This is a genomic window from Yersinia sp. J1 (assembly GCF_050586585.1).
GTDB classification, from domain to species: domain Bacteria; phylum Pseudomonadota; class Gammaproteobacteria; order Enterobacterales; family Enterobacteriaceae; genus Yersinia; species Yersinia entomophaga.
Genome location: NZ_JBOBDP010000001.1, coordinates 540,756 through 565,897 on the forward strand (window position 1 = coordinate 540,756; position 25,142 = coordinate 565,897).

Below are 25,142 nucleotides of genomic sequence, written 5' to 3' on the forward strand. Positions count from 1 at the left end.
ATGCCGACATTCTCATTCTTAATCCGGCTGCTCGTGGTTGGGATAGTAACGCTGGTGCCTGCCTCTTACGCGGAGTCAGATATTCCAGAGTTTACCCCACCGGCGATGCGGACGTTGCCGCAAAGTGAAAAACCTTGGAAAACCAATGACTTTGTGGTTATCGCCTACCACGACGTGGAAGACGTAGCTGCCGATCAGCGCTACCTCAGCGTGCGTAGCAGCGCATTGAACGATCAATTTGCCTGGCTGCGGAACAATAACTATGTTCCGGTCTCCATTGAGCAGATTTTAACCGCGCGTAATGGCGGTAAACCTTTGCCGAAAAAGGCCGTTTTACTGACGTTTGATGACGGTTACAGCAGCTTTTACGAAAGAGTTTATCCGCTGTTGATCGCCTATAACTGGCCGGCCTTATTGGCACCGGTTGGCACTTGGTTGGATACGCCGATGGATAAAAAGGTGAACTTTGGCGGATTAATGACTGACCGCAAGCGCTTTGCTACCTGGGATCAGATCCGCGAAATGTCGCGCTCTGGTTTAGTCGAAATTGGTGCGCATACCTATGCTTCTCACTATGGTGCCAACGGCAACCCGCAAGGGAATACCGAACCGGCGGCGGTGAGCCGTATTTACGATCGTAAAACTCAAACCTACGAATCGGAAGCCGCTTATCGTCAACGCATGGAAAAAGACGTGGCGCTGATTACTGAGCGGATCAAACAGGCTACGGGAAAATCGCCGCGGGCTTGGGTCTGGCCGTATGGTGCGGCAGGGGGCACGGCGCTGGAAATTGTCGCCAACCACGGTTATCAACTGGCCTTCACGTTGGAGCCGGGTATTGGCAACGTGAATAATTTAATGAGTATTCCACGCATTTTGATCAGCAATAATCCTCCCATCAAAGATTTTGCGCAGTCCGTCAATAGCGTGCAGGAAAAAGAGATCATGCGCGTGGCGCACGTTGATCTGGATTATCTCTACGATCCCGATCCTGTCCAGCAAGGGAAAAATCTGGATAAACTGATTCAGCGCATTTATGACCTTCGGATAAATACCGTGTTCCTACAGGCATTCTCTGATCCAAAAGGCGACGGGAATATTCGTCAGGTGTATTTCCCTAACCGTTGGATACCGATGCGTGCTGATTTGTTTAACCGGGTTTCATGGCAGCTGGCCTCTCGCGCTGAGGTGCGGGTTTATGCCTGGATGCCGGTTCTGGCCTTCGAAATGGATCCTAAACTGCCGCGCATTCAACGGATAAATATTGAAACCGAAAAGGTTGATGTCGATCCCAAGGCGTATCATCGCCTGACGCCGTTTAATGCGGTCAACCGTCAGCGCATTATTGAAGTGTATGAAGATTTGGCGCGTTATGCGCCGTTCTCAGGCATTCTATTCCACGATGACGCTCTGATGAGCGATTTTGAGGATGCTTCTCCGGATGCGATGGCGGCTTACAAAAAGGCCGGTTTCCCTGATTCCATTCAGGCTATTCGTCAGAACCCGGAAACCTTCAACCGCTGGACTCGGTTTAAGAGCCAGTATTTAACTGATTTCACCAATCAGTTAATGGAGCACACCAAAGCGATTCGTGGGCCGCAGATTAAATCTGCCCGCAATATCTACGCTATGCCGATTATCGATCCGAAAAGTGAAGCCTGGTTTGCCCAAAACTTCGATGAGTTCCTGGCGAATTATGACTGGGTAGCACCGATGGCGATGCCGTTGATGGAAGGCGTGCCAATGTCTAAATCTGACGAATGGCTGGCGAATATGGTGAAAACCGTGGCTAAACGGCCGGGGGCTTTGGATAAAACCGTCTTTGAATTGCAAGCCTTGAACTGGAGAAAAGCCGAGGGGCAGGATGAAATCAGCGGCGAAGTGTTGGCTGATTGGATGCGCCAATTGCAGCTTAATGGCGCGCAAAACTTTGGTTACTACCCGGATAACTTCATTACCAGCGAACCACAGCTGGAGACTATCCGTCCTGCGCTCTCATCAGCCTGGTACCCACTCAAATGACAGATAGAATAATTGCTTTTATTATCTTATGTTTAGTGTTGAGTATCCCAGCGGGAATGGTATTGATGTTCACCGGGGATGTTCTGCTCAACTTCGTGTTTTTCTACCCGTTATTTATGTCAGGAATCTGGATAACCGGAGGGGTCTACTTCTGGCTACGTCGTGAGCGGCATTGGCCGTGGGGGGGCGATGTTGAACCACCGGAACTGAAAGGTAATCCGCTGGTTTCCATTCTTATCCCATGCTTTAACGAGGGATTGAACGCGCGGGAGACCATTCACGCGGCGCTGGCGCAGACCTATCAGAATATCGAAGTGATCGCCATTAATGATGGCTCCAGCGACAACACCGGCGAAGTGTTGGATGAACTGCAAAAGGAAGATAGCCGCCTGAGGGTGCTGCATCTGGCTCAAAACCAGGGTAAAGCGGTTGCTCTGCAAATGGGCACAGCCGCCGCGCGCAGTGAATATCTGGTGTGCATCGATGGGGATGCGCTGCTGGATAAACATGCGGTGCCGTATTTGGTTGCTCCGATGATTGAAAATCCACGGGTGGGGGCAGTGACGGGAAACCCGCGTATTCGTACCCGTTCCACATTAATTGGGCGTATTCAGGTCGGGGAGTTTTCTTCCATTATCGGTCTGATTAAGCGCACTCAGCGGGTGTATGGGCAGGTATTCACCGTTTCCGGCGTTGTTGCGGCTTTCCGCCGTAGGGCGCTGGCCGACGTGGGATATTGGAGTCCAGACATGATTACCGAAGATATCGATATCAGCTGGAAGTTACAGGTGCGGCATTGGGCAGTGTTCTTTGAACCGCGCGGCCTGTGCTGGATTCTGATGCCAGAAACCTTGCGGGGATTGTGGAAACAACGTTTGCGTTGGGCGCAGGGCGGTGCAGAAGTGTTCCTGAAGAATATGTTCAAGCTGTGGCGCTGGCGTAATCGTCGGATGTGGATACTGTTCCTCGAATATTCGCTTTCTATTACCTGGGCCTTTACCTACGCCATCAGTATTCTGTTGTTCTTCGTTGGCTTTGTGGTGCCATTGCCGCCGGGTATTCATGTGGAGAATATATTCCCGCCGGCGTTTACCGGCATGGTGCTAGCATTGACCTGTTTGCTCCAGTTCGCCATTAGTTTGGTAATTGAACGCCGTTATGAGCCGAAACTGGGCATGTCGCTGTTCTGGATCATTTGGTATCCGATGGTGTACTGGATGCTGAGTTTATTTACTACGCTGGTCGCTTTCCCAAAAGTGATGCTGAAAGTGAAACGTAAGCGTGCCCGGTGGGTCAGTCCGGATCGCGGTATTGGGAGAATCAAAGAATGAGTGCGCCTCTGATTCAAACCGAGCAGCGTTTGCTGCCGAAATTGATAGATATCATCATTACCGCGTTTGCCTGGTGCGGTTTTATCTATCTGTTTGTCAATGGGTTGCTTGCCACTGTCCATCATGCCCCGCACGCGGGGACGATTCCGCTGCATATCTATCTGCTGGAAGGGTTAAGTACCATCGTGATTTATTTACTGATTGCGCTATTTAACGCCTTGGTACTGATTGCGTGGGCGAAATATAACCAGGTTCGTTGGCGGGTTGAGCGTCGTCAGCATCGTCCTCATTTAGAGGATCATGAATTAGCCAGCACCTTATCGGTTCAGGCTGAATTAATTGCTGAATTAAAAGGCGGTAATAATTTCGTTCTGTATAACGATGAGGATGGACGTTTGGTGGATGTGAAACTCGGCAACCGTCATTAAGTTAAATATTCTGAGATAAGCATCCCTCGGCCAGGCTGGGGGATGCTGACTTTATCCTGATGCTTTATCATCGGTGAGTGGTTAGGATTCTTCGTTATCATCGCCGTAATATAAGGTGCCGATGCGGATGATATCTCGCCCCTGCGTTTTGCGGTGTAGATTGGAATCGCGTAGGGAATAAATGCAGCCACAATATTCCTGCTGATAGAATTTTTCCCGCTTACTGATTTCAATCATGCGCGATGAACCGCCCATTTTTCGCCAGTTATAATCCCAATAACGTATCCCCGGATATTTATCCGCCGCACCTTTGCCACAGTCATTTATTTGCTGCATATTTTTCCAGCGGGAAATGCCCAATGAGCTGGAAATGACGTTAAAACCGTGTTCATAGGCATATAGCGCAGTGCGTTCAAAACGCATATCGAAACACATGGTGCAGCGAATGCCTCGCTCAGGTTCCTTCTCCATCCCTTTGGCGCGTTCGAACCAGTTATCGCTATCGTAATCGGCGTCAATAAAAGGAATATTATGCTTCTCCGCGAAGCGGATATTCTCGTCTTTACGGATCAAATATTCACGTTTGGGATGAATATTCGGATTATAAAAGAAGATGGTGTACTCGATGCCTGACGCATTTAGTGCTTCCATAACTTCGCCGGAGCAAGGCGCGCAGCAGGAATGGAGCAGAAGTTTACTCTGGTTATCAGGCAGCGTGAGCTTGGGACGAATAAAGTCAGGCATATTTTTAACCGTAAATTTAAGTAGTTAGCCTTAAGTGTGTCGTATTCTTTTCTTTGGGTAAATCATTTTACGTTTATTACACCCCATTTAGGAATAAATGCAACAGCGAGAGCGGAATCGTTTACCGTTGATTTCATGATCAATAGTTGACGAATAATACTGTCGCGTTCCTCCTTTTTTCTTTCGCTTATGCTAGCTTGGAACCGGGAAAAAGATGGCGAGCGTTTTCAATGTATAAAGAGGGATAGCCGTGAGATTAAATGAGTTTGGACAAGCAATTGGCGACGAATTGGCAGATTGGCAAGGCGGATTGTTACCGCAAAAAGAAGTGCTGAACGGTCGTTTCTGTTATCTGGAACCCGTCAATATGGCCAAGCATGAAAAACAGCTGTATCAGGCTTATCACAGTATAGAAGATGACCGCGATTGGACTTATCTCTTCAAAGCGCGTCCGGAAACAGAGGCTGAGTTTCATGACTATATGCTAAGCATGATTAACGCTACCGATGCCGTGCATTATGCCGTGATGGATACGCATGGAGGCCATGTAATAGGCACAGTGGCTTTGATGCGTATTGATAATAACAATGGCGTAATTGAGATAGGCTCGGTTAATTGGTCTCCATTACTGAAAAGAAACTCTGCCGGAACCGAAGCCATATATCTTTTACTCAGCTACGTGTTCGATACCTTAGGTTATCGCCGTTGTGAATGGAAATGTGATTCCTGCAATGAGCCTTCTCGGAATGCGGCTAAACGCTATGGTTTTAAATACGAAGGCCAATTCAGACAGGCCATAGTGGTAAAAGGGCGTAATAGAGATACCGATTGGTTCTCGATTATCGATGGTGAATGGCCGGAGGTTAAACGAGCGATAACACAATGGTTATCCACAGAAAATTTCACTGCTGACGGAAAACAAAAGAGACGCTTACAGGATTTTCAAACGGCGATTTAAGCTATTCGCTGCCTTGAGTTATTCAGGCGATTGCGTGTTCTATGAGCAGGGAGGCTTATAGGGTTAATGTGTACATTGGCACTATTGTCGATTGCTATTATGTTGGAGACAGGCAAAGGGTAAATAACGGAAACCGACCATGTTTTAATAAGAACAAAAAACGTACAGCATAAATAAATTATATTTTTTTACACTTGCAGCACGCGAAATGTGAGAGTGTCATTATACTGTAATCATCTGGCGGTAATTTTCACACGGTGTACAGCTTAGGCTGTTGTTTATCACTGCGAGGATCGCTAATGGTAAAGTCCTTGTTTGGGCTGTTGAGACAAAACCAAGTATTTACTACAGAAACTCGTTGTAACGAGGGCCGGCTCACCGACCCTGAATTGTCAACCAAGATCCAAAACCCTCCCTCTGATTTTTTATGTTCATCCCTGATAAGTTCCTCCTGCATTAATCTGAACCAGACAAAACCCAGTACGGTTTATCGTTCAGGTTATTTGCATTTTTTATTGGCTCTTATTGGCTGCAAAGGAAGCCAAAACCTAATCCGTATGTGAAACATAATCGCGCAGGCAATGACTGCTGCGGTAGGTGAAACAAACTGTAAGGTGCCACTATGGGAAGACAAAAAGCAGTGATCAAAGCTCGTCGTGAAGCGAAACGCGTGATTAGACGTGATTCACGTAGTCATCGTCAACGTGAGGAAGAGAATGTGACATCGTTAGTTCAAATGGGCGGTGTTGAATCTATCGGTATGGCGCGAGACAGCCGCGATACCTCCGCTATTTTGGCACGAACCGAAGCTCAGGGTCATTACTTGGAAGCCATAGCCAGTAAACAGCTCATCTTTGCCACCGGCGAAGCGGGATGCGGTAAGACTTTTATTAGTGCTGCCAAAGCTGCGGAAGCGCTAATTCATAAAGAGATAGATAGGATTATTGTTACCAGACCTGTATTGCAGGCTGATGAAGATCTGGGTTTCCTGCCCGGTGATATTTCCGAGAAGTTTGCGCCTTATTTCCGTCCGGTTTATGACATTCTACTACGCCGTTTAGGATCGTCATTTATGCAATACTGCCTGCGCCCGGAAATCGGTAAAGTTGAGATTGCTCCCTTTGCCTATATGCGCGGACGGACGTTTGAAAATGCGGTAGTGATTCTGGATGAAGCTCAGAACGTAACCGCCAGTCAGATGAAAATGTTTCTGACCCGATTGGGTGAAAATGTGACGGTAATCGTTAACGGTGATGTTACCCAATGCGATTTACCGCGCGGCGTGAAATCTGGCCTCAGTGATGCGCTGGAACGTTTCTCCGAGGATGAAATGATCGGCATTATTCGTTTCGACAAACAAGACTGCGTGCGTTCCGCATTGTGCCAACGCACATTAAATGCCTATACCTGATAATACTGTCGCGAGATGCTAAAACAGATTGATGGACGCGGAGCTATTTTAGAATCGACGGTGGGATAGGTTGGAATAAACGCTAGCGTAATTGGCAGTACAACCGCTAGCCGTTCAACAGGTAGGTTGTACGACAGACTATTTTATTGTTCTACAGGCCTCCGATATTACTATCGGGGGCCTGATTTTTTCACCGCTGTCAGGTATTTTTGCTAAAAAAATGACTCTTGTGCCGAAATATTATCGTCAAACATGAGATTTGTCGCTTTGAAGCGCAAGGATTCCAAACGATAAAATATTGGCCTTATTTGCATCATTCAATTTCGCTGGCGTGAATCCTCAGGCCTTATTAGCACTGGCTACGAGAGTGAATCAGCAAAATCTGGGCGACTCTTTGGTTATTTAACCCAAATGATGTTCATGATAAAACGCCTGGGCTTAATGCTGCCTTAATAAAGAGTGAGAAGAGGTGAGATATGGAAATAACCACTCGTCTCATTGGTGTGTCGTCATTAAAAATAGGGAAACCACGGGCAGGTCTGCTATTGGGTCTGATATTGTTGGTGGGATGCACCTCGCAGCAGCAACCACCGATGGAACAGCAGAGCGATAAATATCAATATCGGGTTGGGCACGAAGTACGTTCTTTGGTTTCTTTCGATGGAGAACAGAATTATGACTGATGTGTGTCCAATGGGATATTGGATGCCATAGAACAGCGTTTATTTGGCACAGTGCATTTATTCAGTTAACAGCTAGTCAGGCATCGTCGGATATAAATAAAAAGGGCAAGCCATAAGCTTGCCCTAGATTATTTGTGTCGATTCGGAATTACAGCATTATGGTCATCATATAAGCGGCGAACAGTGCCAAATGCGCCGTGCCGTTTAACACGTTGGTTCTCCCGCTGGAGAACGACACCTGACAAAGCACTAATACGCTGACCATCACCACCATATGGGGGGCTTCCAGACCAAAGGTTAATTCCTGTCCGGTTAATACCGCAATCAGGGTAACGGCTGGAACCGTCAGGGAAATAGTGGCTAATACGGAACCGAAGAATAGGTTCATTGCCCGCTGAACCTGATTAGCCAATACGGCTTTCAATGCGCCCAAACCTTCTGGTGACAGGATTAATAAGGCGATCAGGAAGCCGGTAAATTTGGCCGGCGCATTCAGTTCAGTCAATAAACTTTCCAGCGGGTTGGCGTCAAACTTGGTGACCGCAATAACGGCGATCAGGTGTACCAGCAGCCAGCAGGTATGCCATAGGCTACTGTGTGATGAAGGTTTTCCGTGGTGCGGATCGCTCGGATCATCGCTTTCATCTTCGTGTTCATAGACAAACAGACTTTGGTGAGTCTTGGTTTGAATAACCAGGAAGACGCCGTACATGGCCGCAGAAATCATTGCTACGACTAGCGCTTGCGCGACGCTGAAATTTCCGTCGGGTAGGGTAGAAGGCAAAACCAGAACAATAATGGCTAATGGGAATATTGCCATTAAATATTGTTTGATACCGACTAAATTAACGTGCTGAGTGGCAAATTTTCGGCCGCCCAAAAGCAGAGACACACCGACCAGCCCACCAATCACAATCATAATAATGGAATATAACGTATCCCGCATTAGCGCTGGGGCAGCGTCACCCGTGGCCATCATAGCGGAAATTAAGCTCACCTCCAGTACCACGACGGAGAGGCTAAGAATCAGCGATCCGTAGGGTTCACCGAGGCGATGAGCCAGCACGTCGGCATGGCGAACCACGCTGAAAGCGCTGCTAAGAATGGCGACCAGAGCAATCAGGTTAATGACAATGATAGCGGTGAAGTTGTTGGTATCGCCCCAGACGTTGAGAATAGCCAATGCGATAACAGGTAAAATCAGGGAATACTCATGATGGCGAGATTTAGATCGGCCAGGATCGTTTTGCGACTTCATTTGAGGTGCGCTCCTTATTATTTTATAGCTCTAAAGTGGCGTTAACTCCGTTTGACGCACATAAAGCGACTATTTACAAAAAAAAGAGACTAAGATTAGCAAATAACAAGGGTTTGGCAGAGTTTCTTTACACGTTTTTTAAAAAACAATGATATTTGGTTAATTAGCTTATTAAGAATGGACATATCAGGGCGATATGTCCAAGTGGATATAGGATTTATTTCGAAATTTAACCGTCGAGATTATCCATCACATCATGGCGCTTCTGATGGTAAGCCTCTTCATTCATCCCTTCGCGCCAGTAAGGGACGGCGTAAAGCTGTTCGCGTTCACAGCCTTTTTCGCGGCGCAAATAGCGGCGTAGTAGCACCACTAACTTGTCTTCACCGGCCAGCCAAAACATCACATTTTCCGTAGGCAAGGCGAAAGAACAGAATTGAGTGACGATTTCATGAGTTTTCTCGGTTCCTCCGATAACCCAATTTAGCTCAACGCCAGCTGGTTTATCTAAATCCAGCACATCATGCGCGCTATCTACGCGCACGATGACCTGACCTTGCGCGTGAGCAGGCAAGGTTTCCAACAGAGCGGCGATAGCTGGCAGGGAGGAAGGGTCGCCAACCAGATAATAATGCAGTGCTGGAGGTAACATCGGCTGTGGGCCACCGGGATTGCTGATGCCGATCCAGTCATTTTTCTGAGCATGGCGGGCAAAATCTACCGCCGGACCTGGATGATCGTGCATGGCGAATTCAATATCAATTTCACCGGAAGCAGGGCGCACCGCGCGTACCGTATAGGTGCGTACAATCGGCCGCATTTCCCCCTCCGGCCAGATAGGGCCTTTATCGGTCAACACCGGCAATGCGGGTTGGGTTTGTCCCGGCTGAGGCAAAAATACTTTCAGATGCGAAGCGGCGCAGTCTGCTGGATAGTCAGCTAATGAATCACTGTGGAAAGTAATACGTCGCAGGTGTGGTGAAATATCCAGCACTTCTTTAACTTGTATCAAACGAGGTGGCGTCGGGCGTTTCGCGGGCTGATTGGCGGTGGTGTCTGTAGTCACTCTCTCATCCTTTTCATTCTATTGGATATTCAGCTAATTGGGGCGTAGCGGAATAGATGAAACAATTGTATCACTGAGTTGTGTGAATGATAATTATTTGCATGAACCGAAAGTGCTATAGAACGTGCCGTGACGGGATTATTGCGAATGACTATTAGGTTTGTAATTTATCTGGCTATGTATTCTGCTGCGTCATCCGACTCTGGCAGCGCAGAATATTAAATATCAGGTACTGGCAGAAGAAAGGGATCAAGGCGCTATCGATTATCAGATTTAAAAGTAGGCGGCGGGGAAATTCCTCCGCCCGTATTTATTTAGGATTTCAATCAAACTAGATCGTCATTATCCGGAGTAAATTGAATTCGTACTTCGGTGCCGCCTTCTGGCCGCTGGCGTATTTCACAGTGTCCGCCCAGATTGTTCGCGCGATCTTGCATAATCATCAGCCCGTAGTGGTTGGGCCGTGCGCTACTGTCGCCAATACCCAACCCATTATCCTGAACCACCATCACCACCTCATCGTTATCGCGATAAACCCGTATGGAAACCTCGGTAGCCTGAGCGTGTTTATAGATATTGCTCAAAGCTTCGCGAGCGACCTGCACCAAATGAATAGACTGATGAACAGGAACCCCATCATTAGGTAACTGATAATCTAGATTAACCGGAATACCGATACGTTCGCTGAACTCGGCGGCGGTTGCCTCTAACGCGGCGCTTAGCGTAGCTTCGCTCAGTTTAAGCCGGAAGGTGGTTAACAATTCTCTTAGCTGGCGATAGGCGATATTTAACTCTTCGCGCATTTGCTGCATCAATATCTGACTGGCTTCTGGCAGATCCCTGGTTTGCTGCTGCAGGCAACTTATCTGAATTTTCAGGCAGGAAAGGGATTGAGCAATAGAATCGTGGAGCTCGCGGGCAATGGCCGAGCGTTCGTTCATGAGTAGTAATTGCTGTTGATGTTTAGCCTGACTCTCAAGCGCCAGCGTACTGGTCAACTGTTCTACCAACATGTGGATCAGCTGCAACTGTTCATCACTCAAAGGGTGATTCACCGGCTGTTTAGCCAATAATAAGCCGTATTGTTCCAGCTTATCGCTCAGGCTCCAACTCAGGGATTCCCACTGTTGATCTGGCGTCAAGGCGTTCTCCAGCTCGTGACTGCTGATAATGGTTCCCTGGGCAGTATGCAGCGGGTTGGCCTGACCTTCGCCCCCATTTTTATACAGGCAAATCTGAATGTTTTTCAGCGGCGTTAATAACTTCAGCTGATTGATTATGGGTTCTAAACGATCCGCCAGCGGCTGGTGGGTATGTAATTCCTGGCTGCTTTGGTAAAGAAAGGCCAGCACCTGATTTTTCTGCTGTAAATCAGCGGTTTTTTCAGCCACTCGCTGTTCCAAGTCGGCATAAATCAATGAGAGTTCCTGCGACATGCGATTTAATGCCAGACCGAGTGTGCCCATTTCGTCACGGTGACGAGTCAGGGAATAACGATGGCTAAAATCCCCTCGGGCAATGGCATTAGCCATGGTGATCAGTTGCAGCCATGGGCGAAGCAAACGGCGACGTAGATAAAAGGTTGTGGCGAGAAGCAGGATCAGGGTCAGCGCGATGAAAATCCATTGGATGACGGATACCAGAACAATACGCTGTTCGGTTTTGTGATCGATGGCGAGTACCAGTGCATCCAACTGGTGGACGAAATTGGCAACCTGCTCAGCCGCGTCTTCGGGGCGTTGAGCCTGCTGTAAACGAGGTTTAAGAGTTTGGATCCAGTACTGATTTAGTCGCTGGTACTGTTCGGTTAATCCTTCCCGCTGTAGGGATTGTTGCAGGTCAGCGCTGGTTTTATCCTGCTCCAGCGCATCGAGATAGGGTAAATCATGGCTATCCAGCGGCACCATCGACAGCAAACGGTAGCTTTGCATGCGTAGTGACCCGGCCTTATTGATAGCGTGGGCGTTACCCTGAATACTTTGAGCCATCCACGAAGAGATACTCATGCCGGCCAGTCCCAGCAGGCCTAAAAACAGCATTAGCAGGGCAACCTGATTAACAATCGGGATCAGGTAGCGTTTCATTCAGCGGAATTCCTTTGAGCAATAAACGCCGCTACCTTACCGTTTTTGTGGATAAAGTGTTAGTGCTAATGGCTCTTCATTCCCGCAGCGGTCATCAGCATACGGAACAGCATGGAGACGGCCAGTAGGGCTAATACGCTGCCGCACCAAATCAACACCAGCCAGCCCAATTTTTTCCACCAAGGTGCCGGTGTTGACAGCCTTGTCGAAGCGGGAGCCGTTTTTTTAAACATAGGATTTCCTGTTGTTCAAATGAATCCGAACGGGCTGGGATCGCCAGCCCGGAGAAATCAGTGATATCCCTGATCGTGATTGATTTTTCCCCGGAACACGTAGTAGCTCCAGAAGGTATAAACCAGAATGATCGGGATAATAAACAGCGCGCCGACCAGCATAAAGCCGAGGCTTTGCATGGGCGCAGCGGCGGCCCAGAAAGTAATGGATGGCGGAATCAGATAAGGCCAGACGCTGATGCCCAAACCGCTGTAGCCGAGGAATACCAGTAGCAGCGTCAGCAGGAAGGGCGCATAGTGGCCGCGATTTTTGACGCTGCGCAACAGCGCCCAGGTGGCGACCAACACCAGAATAGGCACCGGCAGGAACCAGTACAGATTAGGCAAACTAAACCAACGTTCGGCAATTTGCGGGTGCGCCAACGGCGTCCACAGGCTAATCGCGCCGATAACCAGCAGTAGGAGTAAGGTCAGCGGCGTAGCCAAGCGCAGCATGGTATCTTGTAAATGGCCTTCGGTTTTCATCACCAACCAGGTACAGCCCAACAGCGAGTAAGCCACGACCAGCCCCAAGCCGGAGAACAGAGCGAAAGGCGTCAACCAGTCGAAAGAACCGCCGGTATAGGCGCGGCCCGTGACTTCAAACCCGTTGATAAAGGCGCCCAGAACCACGCCTTGGGTAAAGGTAGCCAGCAATGATCCGCCAATAAACGCTTTATCCCAGATATGCTGTTTTTCCGGCGTAGCCTTAAAGCGAAATTCGAAGGCGACACCACGGAAAATCAGCCCTAATAGCATCAAGGTGAGAGGGATGGTTAGCGCGTCCAAAATCACCGCATAGGCCAAGGGGAATGCGCCAAACAGCGCCGCCCCGCCAAGAACCAGCCAGGTTTCGTTACCATCCCAAACTGGGGCTACGCTGTTCATCATCAAATCTCTATCACGGCTGTCTTTCACCAACGGGAAAAGCATGCCGATGCCTAGATCGAAACCATCCATCACCACATACATCATGGTGCTGAAAACAATAATAACGAACCAGATTAGTGGAAGATCCATACCCATAATTAGCTCCTGCGGCTTTCAGAATGGTTATTGTCTAGGCTGTCACTGACGGCGGACAGCGGTCGTGCCGGAGTACGCTGTTGGCCTGGGCCGCCTTGTTCCGGTGAATCACCTTCGTGTTTGACCGGGCCTTTGCGAATCAGGCGCATCATGTAGGCGTAACCCACGCCAAACACCGAGCAATACACCAGCAGGAAGGCGAGTAGCGTGATGCTCATATGGATTTCGCCGTGGCCGGAAACCGCATCTTTAGTTCGCATCAACCCATAGACTACCCAAGGCTGGCGTCCCATTTCAGTGGTAAACCATCCGGCCAGCAAAGCGATCAAACCGGACGGTCCCATCCACAGGATAAAATTTAGGAAAGCTCGGTTTTGGTATAAACCGCCGCGCCAGCGTAACCACAGACTCCACACGCCAGCCACAATCATCAACATCCCCAATGCCACCATAATACGGAAGGCCCAGAACACCGCGGGTACGTTAGGGCGATCTTCTGGCGGGAAGGATTTCAGCGCGGGCACCTGTTTATCCAGGCTGTGAGTCAGAATCAGGCTACCCAAATAGGGGATTTCCAGAGCGAAATGGTTTTTTTCCTGCTCCATATCCGGCAGACCGAAAAGCACCAACGGCGTTGCCTCGCCGGGATGATTCTCCCAATGTCCTTCGATAGCGGCAATTTTAGCTGGCTGATATTTCAGCGTATTCAAGCCGTGTGCATCGCCAATCAGCGCCTGAATCGGCGCGACGATCAGCGCCATCCACATCGCCATTGACAGCATTTTACGCATGGCGGAAGTATCGCGACCACGGAGTAAATGCCAGGCGGCAGACGCCCCGACAAAGAAGGCGGAGGACAGGAAGGCGGCGGTAGACATGTGTGCCAATCGATAAGGGAATGACGGGTTAAAGATCACTTCAATCCAGTCCAGCGGTACCACCTGCCCGTTCACCACTTCAAAGCCTTGCGGCGTTTGCATCCAGCTATTGGAGGCTAAAATCCAGAAGGTGGACATCAGCGTGCCCAGCGCCACCATGCAGGTAGCAAAAAAGTGCAGGCCGGGGCCAACGCGATTCCAACCGAACAGCATCACACCAAGAAAACCGGCTTCGAGGAAGAAGGCGGTTAACACTTCATAAGTCAGCAAGGGGCCGGTGATACTGCCGGCAAATTCGGAGAAAAAGCTCCAATTGGTGCCGAACTGGTAGGCCATAACCAAACCGGACACCACGCCCATGCCGAAGTTAACCGCAAAGATTTTCGACCAGAAATGGTAAAGATCGCGGTAATCCTGATTTTTGGTTTTTAGCCACAGTCCTTCCAGCACCGCCAGAAAGCTGGCTAAACCGATAGTGATTGCCGGAAAAATAATGTGAAACGAAACGGTGAAAGCGAACTGAATGCGGGCCAGTTCTAGTGCAGTTAACCCAAACATAGGGACCCCTTATCAAACATGGTACTTCCTTTTATTTTTCATAGCGGTATATCGCAATAACGCGGCAGGTGATGGTTATCGCCGTGAAACAGATAGCGCCGAACCGGAAAACCCTGTCCCTGTGGGAGAATTATTCGAGGCAATTGCTGAGATCCTAAACCGGTCATGCGGCGGGTTCATCAATGCCCGAGGCGGTTTTTCGGGCTGGCGGGCTTGGCAGCAAGTTAACCACAGGTTAAAGTAGGTATAATAGTGACAGTTAACGCAATATTACCTATAACAGATGAATTATGACCCGATATGAGCAATTAGCCAGCCAGATTCGTACCCAAATTCAGTCAAAAGTATGGCAGGCCGGGGATAAACTGCCATCGCTACGAGAAAGTTGTAAGCAATCTGGGCTGAGTCTGATGACGGTGGTGCAGTCATACCAACTGCTGGAAAGTCAGGGCTGGATCGTGGCGCGGCCGCAGTCTGGTTACTATGTGGCATCTCGACCTACCCAACTACCGCAGCCGCAACGCGGTACCAAGCTGCATTTGTCCGAGCAGGTAGATATCAACGCCTTTATCTTTGATGTGCTACAGGCGGGGAAAGATTCGGCGATTATCCCATTTGGTTCTGCTTTCCCCGATCCCAGTTTGTTACTGCAACCGCGGTTATCCAAAGCGCTGGCCAGCGTAGCGCGGAAAATATCGCCACAAAGCTCGGTCACTAACCTGCCGCCGGGTAACGAGAGCCTGCGAAGGAATATTGCCCAACGCTACGCCGCCAGCGGTATGAATGTTTCGCCGGAAGAAATTGTGATTACCGCGGGCGCAATGGAGTCTCTGAGCCTGAGTTTGCAGGCGGTGACGGAGCCGGGAGACTGGGTCGTGATTGAATCGCCGGCATTTTATGGCGCATTACAGGCCATCGAGCGTTTGCGATTAAAAGCCATTGCCATTACCACTCATCCGCAGTTGGGTATCGATCTGGATTCTTTGGAGCAGGTTATCGGCCAATATCCGATTAAAGCTTGCTGGCTGATGACTCATTTCCAGAATCCGCTGGGTTCCACCATGCCGTGGAGCCATAAACAGCGGTTGGTCAACCTGTTACAGCAGAATAATATCTCGCTAATAGAAGATGACGTGTATGGCGAGCTGTATTTTGGTGCGGAACGACCACTGCCCGCCAAGGCGTTGGATCAGCATCGTCAAATTTTGCACTGTTCCTCCTTTTCCAAATGTCTGGCACCCGGTTTTCGCGTCGGGTGGGTGGCTGCGGGGGCTCACGCTCAGCGTATTCAGCATTTACAACTGATGAGCACCGTATCTGCCAGTGTGCCCACTCAACTGGCTATTGCCGATTATCTCACTCAAGGTGGGTACGATACGCATCTGCGCCGCCTGCGGCGGGTGATGGAACAGCGATTGAACACCATGCATCAGGCGGTTGCAGAAGCTTTCCCGCAAAACGTGAAAATCAGTCATCCCGGCGGTGGTTTCTTTTTATGGGTAGAAATGGAACCGCCGTTTAATACCAATGAACTTTATCTACGCGCGTTAGAGCAGGGGATCAGCATTGCGCCAGGGAGGATGTTCACTACCGGGAAGCAGTTTGATCACTGTTTCCGCCTCAATGCCTCCTTCCCATGGAGCAGCCACAGCGAGCAGGCTATTAAAACCCTCGGCCAACTGGTTTATCAGCTCAGTGCGCGTCGTTAGAGAGGGATATTCACAGCGCGAACACGCTTAACTCTTTTCCAACCAAATCGCGGGTGAGAATAATGCTCACCCATCGACCTGCTACCAGACACAAATTCGACAGAACAAACGCACTAAATTGACGCATTCACCGCCCATATATAGGGCGTTAGCATACACGCCTGTTATTATTGTGTTGCATAAATGTGATCGTGCAGAGCAAAAATAGAACTTCACATTATTTGAATAATGTTTCGCCTAGCCCCCGGTAATTACGCCATTCCTTGATAAATTAATGCACGATAAATTGCATCTTTTGCATAATTATGCATTTTAAACTCTTGTTTTTACGAAAAAAATACATTTTATTCACATATTGGGCTTGCTAGCATAAAAGCTGCTCTACACTTTATATCAAGTGAATCTGTTTCATTCTGAATAGTTAACAGGATATACGAAAGGCGACTCAATCGACTTCGGTAGTCGCCATTTCGCGACATAACATGTTACCTCCGCCGTACTCACTCCATCAATGTGAGGCGACGGCGGCAAAAGAGAGTGCCATTGGCTCGCCAGTAAGCATTCACACCCCAAACTCATGCTGAGAAAGAGGTTTATATGGAACAGCCAATCCCGGTCACCCGCCAATCATTTGATGAATGGCTAGTGCCAACCTATGCGCCGGCTGACTTTATTCCGGTTCGTGGCGAAGGCGCGACCCTGTGGGATCAAGAAGGAAAATCTTACATCGATTTTGCCGGTGGTATTGCGGTCAATGCCTTGGGACACGGACATCCGGCGCTTAAAGCTGCCTTGCATGAACAGGCGGAAAAACTGTGGCATTTGGGCAATGGTTATACCAATGAACCGGTGCTGCGGTTAGCCAAGCAACTGATTGACGCGACTTTTGCTGAAAAGGTTTTTTTCTGTAACTCCGGTGCGGAGGCCAACGAAGCGGCGCTGAAGCTGGCGCGTAAGTATGCGTTAGATACCTACGCCAACCTGCCGGGGCAAGTGGGCGAGAAAAATCAGATCGTGGCTTTCCGCAACGCGTTTCATGGCCGCACGCTATTCACCGTTTCTGCTGGTGGACAGCCAAAATATTCGCAGGATTTTGCTCCGCTGCCAGGCGGTATCAGTCATGGCATTTTTAACGATCTGGCCTCGGCGGAAGCGTTGATCAATCAGCAAACCTGCGCGGTGATTGTCGAGCCGATTCAGGGGGAAGGTGGCGTGGTTCCGGCGGACGCCGAATTCCTGCGCGGACTGCGTGCTTTATGCGATCGCCATAACGCTTTGCTGATTTTTGATGAAGTTCAAACCGGCGTCGGCCGTACCGGCGAACTCTATGCCTATATGCATTACGGCGTAACGCCGGACGTATTAACCAGTGCCAAAGCCTTGGGGGGCGGCTTCCCAATTGCTGCCATGCTGACCACCAACCGTTTTGCCGGTGCGCTCAACGTTGGTAGCCACGGAACCACTTACGGCGGCAACCCGCTGGCCTGCGCCGTGGCGGGAACCGTACTGCGGTTGATCAACACACCCGAAGTGCTATCCGGCGTGAAGCAGCGTCATCAGTGGTTCCAGCAGGGATTGGCAAACATTAACGCCCGTTATCCCGTGTTCTCCGAGATCCGCGGTAGCGGTTTACTGATTGGCTGCGTGTTAAAACGCGAATATGCCGGTCAATCCAAAGCCATTATTCAGGCCGCGGCCAAACACGGGCTGATTTCGCTGATTGCCGGGCCGGACGTGGTGCGGTTTGCTCCTTCTCTCATCATTTCTCAATCAGACGTCGAAGAGGGACTGGCACGTCTTGCCCGTGGGATTGCGCAGGTTTGCCAGTAGGATTAACGCCGTAAAAAAGGACCTTGATTATGATGATTATTCGCCCGGTAGAACGTCGGGATCTGGCCGATATCCTGGAACTGGCTGGAAAAACTGGCGTCGGCATGACTTCTCTGCCACAAAATGAGCAACATCTCGCAGCACGCATTGAACGGGCGTTAAACACCTGGCAAGGAACTTTGGCTCCGGGCGAACAGGGGTACCTGTTCGTTTTGGAAGACACTGAGCGTCAAAAGGTGGTGGGCGTCAGCGCGATTGAGGTTGCCGTTGGCATGAACGATCCTTGGTACAACTTTCGCGTGGGGACGCTGGTACATGCGTCGAAAACCCTCAATGTCTACAAGTCGGTGCCGACGCTCTTTTTGAGCAACGACCACACGGGCTACAGCGAACTGTGTACTTTATTTCTCGATCCTGAATATCGCCAGGGAAAAAATGGTCCTTTCCTTTCTAAAGTGCGCTTTCTGTTTATTGCCGCTTTCCGCCAGTTATTCTCGCGCAAGCTGATCGCGGAAATGCGTGGTTTTACCGATGAACAGGGGCGCTCCCCGTTTTGGGAAAACGTCGGACGCCATTTCTTTTCTATTGAATTTGCCAAAGCGGATTATCTGAGCGGCACTGGTCAGAAAGCCTTTATTGCGGAATTGATGCCGAAACATCCGCTTTACGTAGATTTTCTGGCGGCCGAAGCACAGGCGGTTATTGGCCAGGTACATCCTCATACTGCGCCAGCGCGAGCGGTGTTGGAAACCGAAGGCCTGCAATACCAAGGGTATGTGGACATTTTTGACGGTGGTCCAACGCTGGAAGCCAATACGGATGAAATCCGTGCAGTGCGCCAAAGTACCAAACGGCAGGTTTCTATTGATGATGTCATTCTAGACGGCAGCGGCACCGCTTATCTGGTAGCGAATGATGATTATCATCACTTTCGTGCGCTGTTGATTCACACCGATTTGACTGACGAGGTTCTGCACCTCAACGCTGAAAGTGCGGCCGCGCTTGGCGTGGAACAGGGCGGAACGGTTCGTCTGGTCAGCTTATTTTCCCCGGAGACACGAAAATGACCCATGCTGCACTTTTTATTCAAGGGGAATGGCACACCGGCAAGGGTGAGCCTTTCGCAAAACACGATCCGATGGATCAGCAATTATTGTGGCAAGCCCGTGCAGCCGATGAGCAGGATGTTGCCAAAGCTTGTCAGGCGGCGCGAGCGGCTTTCCCGATTTGGGCGAAAACGTCGTTAGCGCAGCGAGTGGAAATTATTCAGCGTTTTGCCGTACTGCTGGAACAGCATAAACAGCAACTGGCACGCACCATCAGTCTGGAAACCAGCAAACCTCATTGGGAAACGCTGACAGAAATTCAGGCCATGATTGGCAAGGTGAATATTTCACTGCAAGCTCATCAAGTTCGTACCGGCACCAGCGAATCGCCAATGGCCGACGCGCGCTCCGTGGTGCGCCATCGACCTCACGGTGTACTGGCAGTGTTTGGCCCGTACAATTTTCCCGGCCACTTACCCAATGGGCATATAGTCCCGGCATTGTTGGCAGGTAATACGCTGGTGTTTAAACCTAGCGAACTGACACCGAAAACTGCGCAAGAAACTGTCAAACTTTGGCAACAGGCTGGAATTCCGCCGGGCGTACTGAATCTGGTTCAGGGCGGACGGGATACCGGCATCGCGCTAGCCGGACAGAATGATATCGATGGCGTGCTGTTTACCGGCAGCGCCGCTACCGGCTATCAGTTGCATCGTCAACTGGCTGGACAGCCGGAGAAAATGCTGGCGTTGGAGATGGGCGGTAACAATGCGCTGATTGTCGAACAAATTGATGACCGAGATGCGGCGGTGAATTTGGCGATCCAGTCGGGGTTTATTTCTGCCGGTCAGCGCTGTACCTGCTCGCGGCGGATTTTGGTAAAACGCGGTGCAGAAGGCGATGCTTTCTTGCAACGTTTTATCGCCGTGGCGCAGTCGCTGCGGATTGGCCGTTGGGATCAGCAGCCGCAGCCATTTATGGGCGCGGTGATCTCCCCTCAGGCGGCGGAGCGTATGATGGATGCGCAGGAAACTCTGATCAAACTGGGCGGGAAAGCCTTGCTGACTATGACCAGACCAGACGCGCAGGGCGCGGTGCTGACACCGGGAATTATTGATATCACCGGCGTGAATGACGTGCCGGATGAGGAATATTTTGGCCCTTTGGTCTGCATTATTCGTTATGACAATTTCGATCGAGCGTTAGAGATTGCCAATCAGACCCGTTTCGGTCTGGCCGTTGGGCTGGTTTCTCCAAATCGTCGCCAGTTTGAGCAACTGCTGCAGGAAGCGCGGGCCGGTATCGTCAACTGGAATAAACCGTTGACCGGCGCCTCCAGCGCTGCGCCGTTCGGTGGTGTGGGCGCATCGGGTAATCATCGCCCCAGTGCGTTTTACGCTGCGGATTACTGCGCCTGGCCGATGGCATCGCTGGAAAGCGAGAGCCTGACGTTGCCAGCGACTTTATCACCGGGCATCTCGTTTGATGTGACCGATCCTCTATAAGCCGCGGCGGAGAAGCCCTATGGCAGGATATGAATTAAATCTCGATGGATTGGTCGGGCTAACTCATCACTATGCTGGATTATCTTTCGGCAATGAAGCCTCGACTCAGCATAAAAATAGCCTGTCCAATCCGAAGCTGGCGGCTAAACAAGGCTTGTTGAAAATGAAAACGCTGGCGGATCTGGGTTACCCGCAGGGCGTGATGCCGCCGCAGGAACGGCCATTCTTACCCGCTTTACGGCAGCTAGGGTTCAGCGGTTCTGATGGGCAGGTTTTGAGTCAGGTAGTGCGGGAAGCGCCCAGACTCTTGTCTGCGGTAAGTTCGGCTTCTTCTATGTGGACTGCCAATGCTGCAACTGTCTCCCCATCGGCGGATAGCGCCGACGGTCGGGTGCATTTTACCGCCGCCAATTTGAACAATAAATTCCATCGGGCAATCGAGGCGGAAACAACGAGCGCGCTATTGCAGCGTATTTTCAATCATCATCGTCACTTTGTTCATCATCAGGCGCTGCCGGGAGGGGAACTGTTTGGTGATGAAGGCGCTGCCAACCATAACCGCCTCGGCGGTGATTACGATCGGCCAGGGGTGCAAGTGTTCGTCTACGGTAGGCGGGGTATGACGACCGGTTCTGCCCCGAGTCGTTATCCGGCGCGACAAACGCTTGAAGCCAGTCAGGCCGTGGCGCGATTGCATCAGCTGGATCCCGGTCGCACATTTTTCCTTCAGCAAAATCCAGAGGTTATCGATCGCGGTGTCTTTCATAACGATGTCATCGCGGTCAGCAATCAACAGGTTCTTTTTTACCATCAACAGGCTTTTATGGCGGGGGACAGTGCTCTGGAACCATTGCGCCGCCAAATGGGCGAAATGGAGTATCAGCTAGACGCCATACAAGTGCCGACGGAGCGAGTTTCGGTGGCTGATGCGGTCTCTACCTACCTGTTTAACAGTCAGTTACTGCGTAAGAACAACGGAAAAATGCTTCTGGTGATTCCGCAGGAGTCGCGGGATCACGCGGGTGTCTGGCGCTATTTATCCGAGTTAGTGGCGAGCGGCGGGGCGATTGACGAAATCAAGGTTTTCGATCTGCGGGAAAGTATGCGCAACGGCGGCGGCCCGGCCTGTCTGCGGCTGCGGGTCGCGCTGAACGAAACTGAACTTAAGGCGGTGAATCCTCGCGTAATGATGACCCCCGCTCTTTTTGCCACGCTCAATGATTGGGTCGATCGTCATTATCGCGATCGATTGCAGCTCAGTGATTTGGCCGATCCGCAATTACTACAGGAAGGGCATCAGGCGCTGGACGAATTGACGCGGATTCTGGATTTGGGATCGGTGTACCACTTTCAGCAAAACTCATTTCATGGATGATAAGGAGTCTTCATGTTGGATTTGTTAACTCTGACTTTATCTGCGCGTCAACCGGTGAACGATCAGGGGAGAACGGCACAGTTTCGCTGGCATTGGCTGGGAGAAGGCATGCTGGAACTGTGCCCGTTAGGCGAATATCAACAGGCGGTAGTGCTGTCTGCCGGTATTCACGGTAATGAAACTGCGCCGATCGAGCTGCTAAATCAATTGGTTGGCGATTTGTTTCTTGGACGCCTCCAGTTAAATGTTCGCTTGCTGATTTTATTGGGAAATCCTGCGGCGATTCGCGTCGCAAAGCGTTATCTCGAACATGATATCAATCGGATGTTTGGCGGCCGCCATCAGGACTTTCCTGAATCTATCGAAAGAGAGCGAGCTCAGATAGTGGAACAGGCCGTTTCCCAATTTTTTAGCACTGAAAAGGTGCATCAGCGACTGCATTATGATTTACACACGGCAATTCGTGGTTCCTATCATACTCGTTTCGGCTTACTGCCTTATCAGGGGCGTCCGTATTCATCAGAGTTATATCGCTGGCTACAGCATATCGAACTGGATGCCTTAGTCATGCATACCTCTGCAGGGGGAACCTTTTCCAATTACACCAGTGAATACTGGGAGGCAGACAGTTGTACGCTAGAGCTGGGGAAAGCGTTACCGTTTGGACAGAACGACTTGGCTCAATTCGCTGGAATCAATCGAGGATTGCAGGGGCTAGTTAGCGGCGCACCTTTGCCGGAAAGGGCGCCGGATGCGCCGATGTTGTTGTATCGCGTGGTGAAATCTTTGATCAAAACCGATGCAAACTTCTGTTTGCACGTGGCCGACGAAACCCTCAATTTTGCGCGTTTTGCCTACGGGCGATTGTTAATGGAGCAGTCCAGTGGAAATTACCGGGTCGAACATCCTTACGAATGGCTATTGTTTCCCAATCCGCACGTTGCCCAAGGACTGCGCGCGGGCCTGATGCTGGTGCGCATGGACGAAACGGAGCTACCGCAACGCTAACAGCATATGAATTTAAGGAATATAAGAAATATAAGAAATATAAGGAAAGGAGAGCTGTGTGTCAGGTGGCAATGAATACCGATTGCCACCTGACATACAGAGTGTATTAATGAAATTAGTTAATGCATTAAATGTTAAAATTAATCACGCAGGTTAATATCACTTTCGGACAGGCAGGTTCAGCACTCTGTAATAGTAATGTCATAATAATACCTGCTAGATTAAATCCAGTGTTTAATACTGCTTAAATTCTCATTATTAGCATAATCATCACATCAAATAATGCATGAGTGGCACGTTGTTATTGATGATTTTATTAACTGCTTAATTAACCATGCGATTTATAAAGTTATTATTTCTCTCAATTAACGCTTTCCTATTGGGATTGGCTTTAGGTGAATCATTCATTTATTTTTGCATTGCTTCAAAGAACAGAAGTAATTTTGCTGATCTGAATGTTTACAATAGCAGGGCGCAATAGCCTCAAATTTTTCATCATGTTGACCATGCCGCATAAAAAAGAAACAAAAAGAAACACTTGTGCACTATTTTGGTGCGGTCGCACTCTTTTGGATATCCGTGTTTGCATTAAATTCATTAATAATCAGTGTATTATAAAAGTTCCTCAAAACACATTTTGTTACAATTAATAAACTGTTTATGACGATATTTCTGCAATTTTTCCATTTTATCTTTTTTCGCTTAATGCTAATGTCTCTTGGCTTTACATTTATTTGTCACTATAAAAAATTAAAACTTAACCACTAGGCCGCTCAAATATATTTGATGGCGATGAGTTAAATTTATATAAAATTCAAGGAAAATAATGATGAAACGCAGTGTTCTGGCCCTGGCCGTCTCCTTAAGCTTGATCCCATCGCTGTCTAACGCAGCTGAAATCTATAATAAAGATGGTAATAAACTTGACCTGTATGGTCGTGTGGCTGCGAAACATCTGTTCAGCAAAGATAAAGGAAGCGACGGTGACTTCACTTACGTCCGTTTAGGTTTTAAAGGCGAAACTCAAATTAATAGCCAACTGACCGGTTACGGTCAGTGGGAATATAACATTCAGGCTAACAACGCTGAATCTCAAGGTGATAAAGGCAATAAAACCCGTCTGGGCTTTGCCGGTCTGAAATTTGCTGAATTCGGTTCATTCGATTACGGTCGTAACTACGGCGTAGTGTATGACGCGCTGGCGTATACCGATATGTTCCCTGAGTTCGGCGGTGATTCCATGTCCTTCACCGACAACTACATGACAGGCCGTTCTACCGGTTTAGCCACTTACCGTAACAGCAATTTCTTCGGTCTGGTTGAAGGCTTAAACGTTGCCGTTCAGTACCAAGGCAAAAATGACGAAACGCTGGTTGGCGCGAACAATGGCCGTGCAATTCAGAAAGCTAACGGCGACGGTTTTGGTCTGTCCGTTGACTATCAGGATATCGGTGGTTCAGGTATCGGCGCTGCGGCATCTTACTCTTCTTCCAACCGTACTGTAGGTCAAAAAACTCTGGCTAACAGCGCAACCGGTGATAAAGCTCAGGCATGGGCAACCGCGTTGAAATACGATGCTAACAAGGTTTACATCGCTGCGATGTACGGTGAAACTCGTAATATGACGCCATACGGCAGCGTGATCGCAACCAAAACCCAAAACGTGGAATTGGTAGCACAGTATCAGTTCGAAAACGGCATCCGTCCTTCTTTGGGTTACGTACAGTCTAAAGGCAAGGATCTGGTTGGCGTTGCTGGCGGCGATGCGGATCTGTTGAAATATGTTGATATCGGTGTGACTTACTACATCAACAAAAACCTGTACACCTACGTTGACTACCAAATCAACCAGCTGAACGATGACAACAAACTGGGTCTGGGCACCGACGACGTAGTCGCGGCAGCGTTGGTTTACCGTTTCTAAGTTGTCAAAGCAGTCATTATTACCCT

20 protein-coding genes are annotated in these 25,142 nt (G+C 49.5%); 13 read left to right on the top strand and 7 right to left on the bottom strand.

Annotation, left to right across the window (positions count from 1 at the left end; translation table 11 throughout):
* From pgaB to pgaD, 3 genes are read left to right on the top strand one after another with little or no spacing between them, the layout of a single operon-like run.
* Nucleotides 1–2,022 carry a poly-beta-1,6-N-acetyl-D-glucosamine N-deacetylase PgaB gene (gene pgaB, locus ACQ4OC_RS02295; protein WP_064513338.1) on the top strand — a complete coding sequence of 674 codons (2,022 nt, stop codon included), beginning with the start codon at nucleotides 1–3 and terminating at the stop codon, nucleotides 2,020–2,022.
* The gene (gene pgaC / locus ACQ4OC_RS02300; protein ID WP_064513340.1) at nucleotides 2,019–3,353 is read left to right on the top strand and encodes a poly-beta-1,6-N-acetyl-D-glucosamine synthase; all 1,335 of its coding nucleotides are present in this window, start codon (nucleotides 2,019–2,021) and stop codon (nucleotides 3,351–3,353) included. Before pgaB ends, pgaC begins: the two co-directional genes overlap by 4 nt.
* Nucleotides 3,350–3,781, top strand: a complete 432-nt coding sequence (pgaD, locus tag ACQ4OC_RS02305; RefSeq protein WP_064513342.1) for a poly-beta-1,6-N-acetyl-D-glucosamine biosynthesis protein PgaD — start codon at nucleotides 3,350–3,352, stop codon at nucleotides 3,779–3,781. The genes pgaC and pgaD overlap by 4 nt, the downstream gene beginning before the upstream one ends.
* A gap of 81 nt (nucleotides 3,782–3,862) precedes the next feature.
* Here pgaD and ACQ4OC_RS02310 read toward each other — a convergent pair whose 3' ends face one another.
* Complete coding sequence (locus tag ACQ4OC_RS02310; protein ID WP_064513345.1) at nucleotides 3,863–4,525, bottom strand: epoxyqueuosine reductase QueH; 663 nt, start codon at nucleotides 4,523–4,525, stop codon at nucleotides 3,863–3,865.
* A 250-nt stretch (nucleotides 4,526–4,775) separates the two neighbouring features.
* Here ACQ4OC_RS02310 and ACQ4OC_RS02315 point away from each other — a divergent pair, with 250 nt between their 5' ends.
* From ACQ4OC_RS02315 to ACQ4OC_RS02325, 3 genes are all read left to right on the top strand, one after another.
* Complete coding sequence (locus ACQ4OC_RS02315; RefSeq protein WP_430970901.1) at nucleotides 4,776–5,483, top strand: GNAT family N-acetyltransferase; 708 nt, start codon at nucleotides 4,776–4,778, stop codon at nucleotides 5,481–5,483.
* A gap of 622 nt (nucleotides 5,484–6,105) precedes the next feature.
* Nucleotides 6,106–6,894, top strand: coding sequence for a phosphate starvation-inducible protein PhoH (gene phoH / locus ACQ4OC_RS02320; RefSeq protein WP_064513349.1), 789 nt, complete (start codon nucleotides 6,106–6,108; stop codon nucleotides 6,892–6,894).
* A 476-nt stretch (nucleotides 6,895–7,370) separates the two neighbouring features.
* Entirely contained in the window at nucleotides 7,371–7,577 is a 207-nt protein-coding gene (locus tag ACQ4OC_RS02325) for a hypothetical protein (protein WP_120806188.1), read from the top strand.
* 148 nt (nucleotides 7,578–7,725) lie between these two features.
* Here ACQ4OC_RS02325 and chaA read toward each other — a convergent pair whose 3' ends face one another.
* The 6 genes from chaA to ACQ4OC_RS02355 all read right to left on the bottom strand — a co-directional run bounded on the left by chaA (nucleotide 7,726) and on the right by ACQ4OC_RS02355 (nucleotide 14,719).
* Nucleotides 7,726–8,835 carry a sodium-potassium/proton antiporter ChaA gene (gene chaA, locus ACQ4OC_RS02330; protein ID WP_064513354.1) on the bottom strand — a complete coding sequence of 370 codons (1,110 nt, stop codon included), beginning with the start codon at nucleotides 8,833–8,835 and terminating at the stop codon, nucleotides 7,726–7,728.
* Between the two features lie 229 nt (nucleotides 8,836–9,064).
* Nucleotides 9,065–9,901 carry a siderophore-interacting protein gene (locus ACQ4OC_RS02335; RefSeq protein ID WP_064513356.1) on the bottom strand — a complete coding sequence of 279 codons (837 nt, stop codon included), beginning with the start codon at nucleotides 9,899–9,901 and terminating at the stop codon, nucleotides 9,065–9,067.
* Nucleotides 9,902–10,227: 326 nt separating this feature from the next.
* Entirely contained in the window at nucleotides 10,228–11,985 is a 1,758-nt protein-coding gene (gene narX, locus ACQ4OC_RS02340; protein WP_064513358.1) for a nitrate/nitrite two-component system sensor histidine kinase NarX, read from the bottom strand.
* 65 nt (nucleotides 11,986–12,050) lie between these two features.
* Nucleotides 12,051–12,218 (bottom strand): DUF2474 domain-containing protein, encoded by a 168-nt coding sequence (locus ACQ4OC_RS02345; protein WP_064513359.1) that lies wholly within the window; start codon nucleotides 12,216–12,218, stop codon nucleotides 12,051–12,053.
* Nucleotides 12,219–12,275: 57 nt separating this feature from the next.
* Nucleotides 12,276–13,283, bottom strand: coding sequence for a cytochrome d ubiquinol oxidase subunit II (cydB, locus tag ACQ4OC_RS02350; RefSeq protein ID WP_064513361.1), 1,008 nt, complete (start codon nucleotides 13,281–13,283; stop codon nucleotides 12,276–12,278).
* A gap of 2 nt (nucleotides 13,284–13,285) precedes the next feature.
* Nucleotides 13,286–14,719 (bottom strand): cytochrome ubiquinol oxidase subunit I, encoded by a 1,434-nt coding sequence (locus ACQ4OC_RS02355; protein ID WP_064513363.1) that lies wholly within the window; start codon nucleotides 14,717–14,719, stop codon nucleotides 13,286–13,288.
* A gap of 290 nt (nucleotides 14,720–15,009) precedes the next feature.
* Between ACQ4OC_RS02355 and ACQ4OC_RS02360 the strand changes: the two genes are divergently transcribed.
* The 7 genes from ACQ4OC_RS02360 (at nucleotide 15,010) to ACQ4OC_RS02390 (ending at nucleotide 25,116) form a co-directional block, all read left to right on the top strand.
* Nucleotides 15,010–16,428, top strand: a complete 1,419-nt coding sequence (locus ACQ4OC_RS02360) for a PLP-dependent aminotransferase family protein (protein ID WP_064513365.1) — start codon at nucleotides 15,010–15,012, stop codon at nucleotides 16,426–16,428.
* A gap of 597 nt (nucleotides 16,429–17,025) precedes the next feature.
* Nucleotides 17,026–18,258 (top strand): aspartate aminotransferase family protein, encoded by a 1,233-nt coding sequence (locus tag ACQ4OC_RS02365; RefSeq protein WP_064513367.1) that lies wholly within the window; start codon nucleotides 17,026–17,028, stop codon nucleotides 18,256–18,258.
* 29 nt (nucleotides 18,259–18,287) lie between these two features.
* Nucleotides 18,288–19,325: an arginine N-succinyltransferase gene (gene astA / locus ACQ4OC_RS02370; protein ID WP_064513369.1), complete on the top strand. Its 1,038-nt coding sequence runs from the start codon at nucleotides 18,288–18,290 to the stop codon at nucleotides 19,323–19,325.
* A complete protein-coding gene (gene astD, locus ACQ4OC_RS02375) occupies nucleotides 19,322–20,809 on the top strand; it encodes a succinylglutamate-semialdehyde dehydrogenase (protein WP_430970902.1) in 1,488 nt (495 codons plus the stop codon). The genes astA and astD overlap by 4 nt, the downstream gene beginning before the upstream one ends.
* Nucleotides 20,810–20,828: 19 nt before the next feature.
* Nucleotides 20,829–22,184: an N-succinylarginine dihydrolase gene (gene astB / locus ACQ4OC_RS02380; RefSeq protein ID WP_064513373.1), complete on the top strand. Its 1,356-nt coding sequence runs from the start codon at nucleotides 20,829–20,831 to the stop codon at nucleotides 22,182–22,184.
* A gap of 12 nt (nucleotides 22,185–22,196) precedes the next feature.
* Nucleotides 22,197–23,192, top strand: coding sequence for a succinylglutamate desuccinylase (astE, locus tag ACQ4OC_RS02385; protein WP_064513375.1), 996 nt, complete (start codon nucleotides 22,197–22,199; stop codon nucleotides 23,190–23,192).
* A gap of 826 nt (nucleotides 23,193–24,018) precedes the next feature.
* Nucleotides 24,019–25,116: a porin gene (locus ACQ4OC_RS02390; RefSeq protein ID WP_430970903.1), complete on the top strand. Its 1,098-nt coding sequence runs from the start codon at nucleotides 24,019–24,021 to the stop codon at nucleotides 25,114–25,116.
* Nucleotides 25,117–25,142 lie beyond the last annotated feature (26 nt).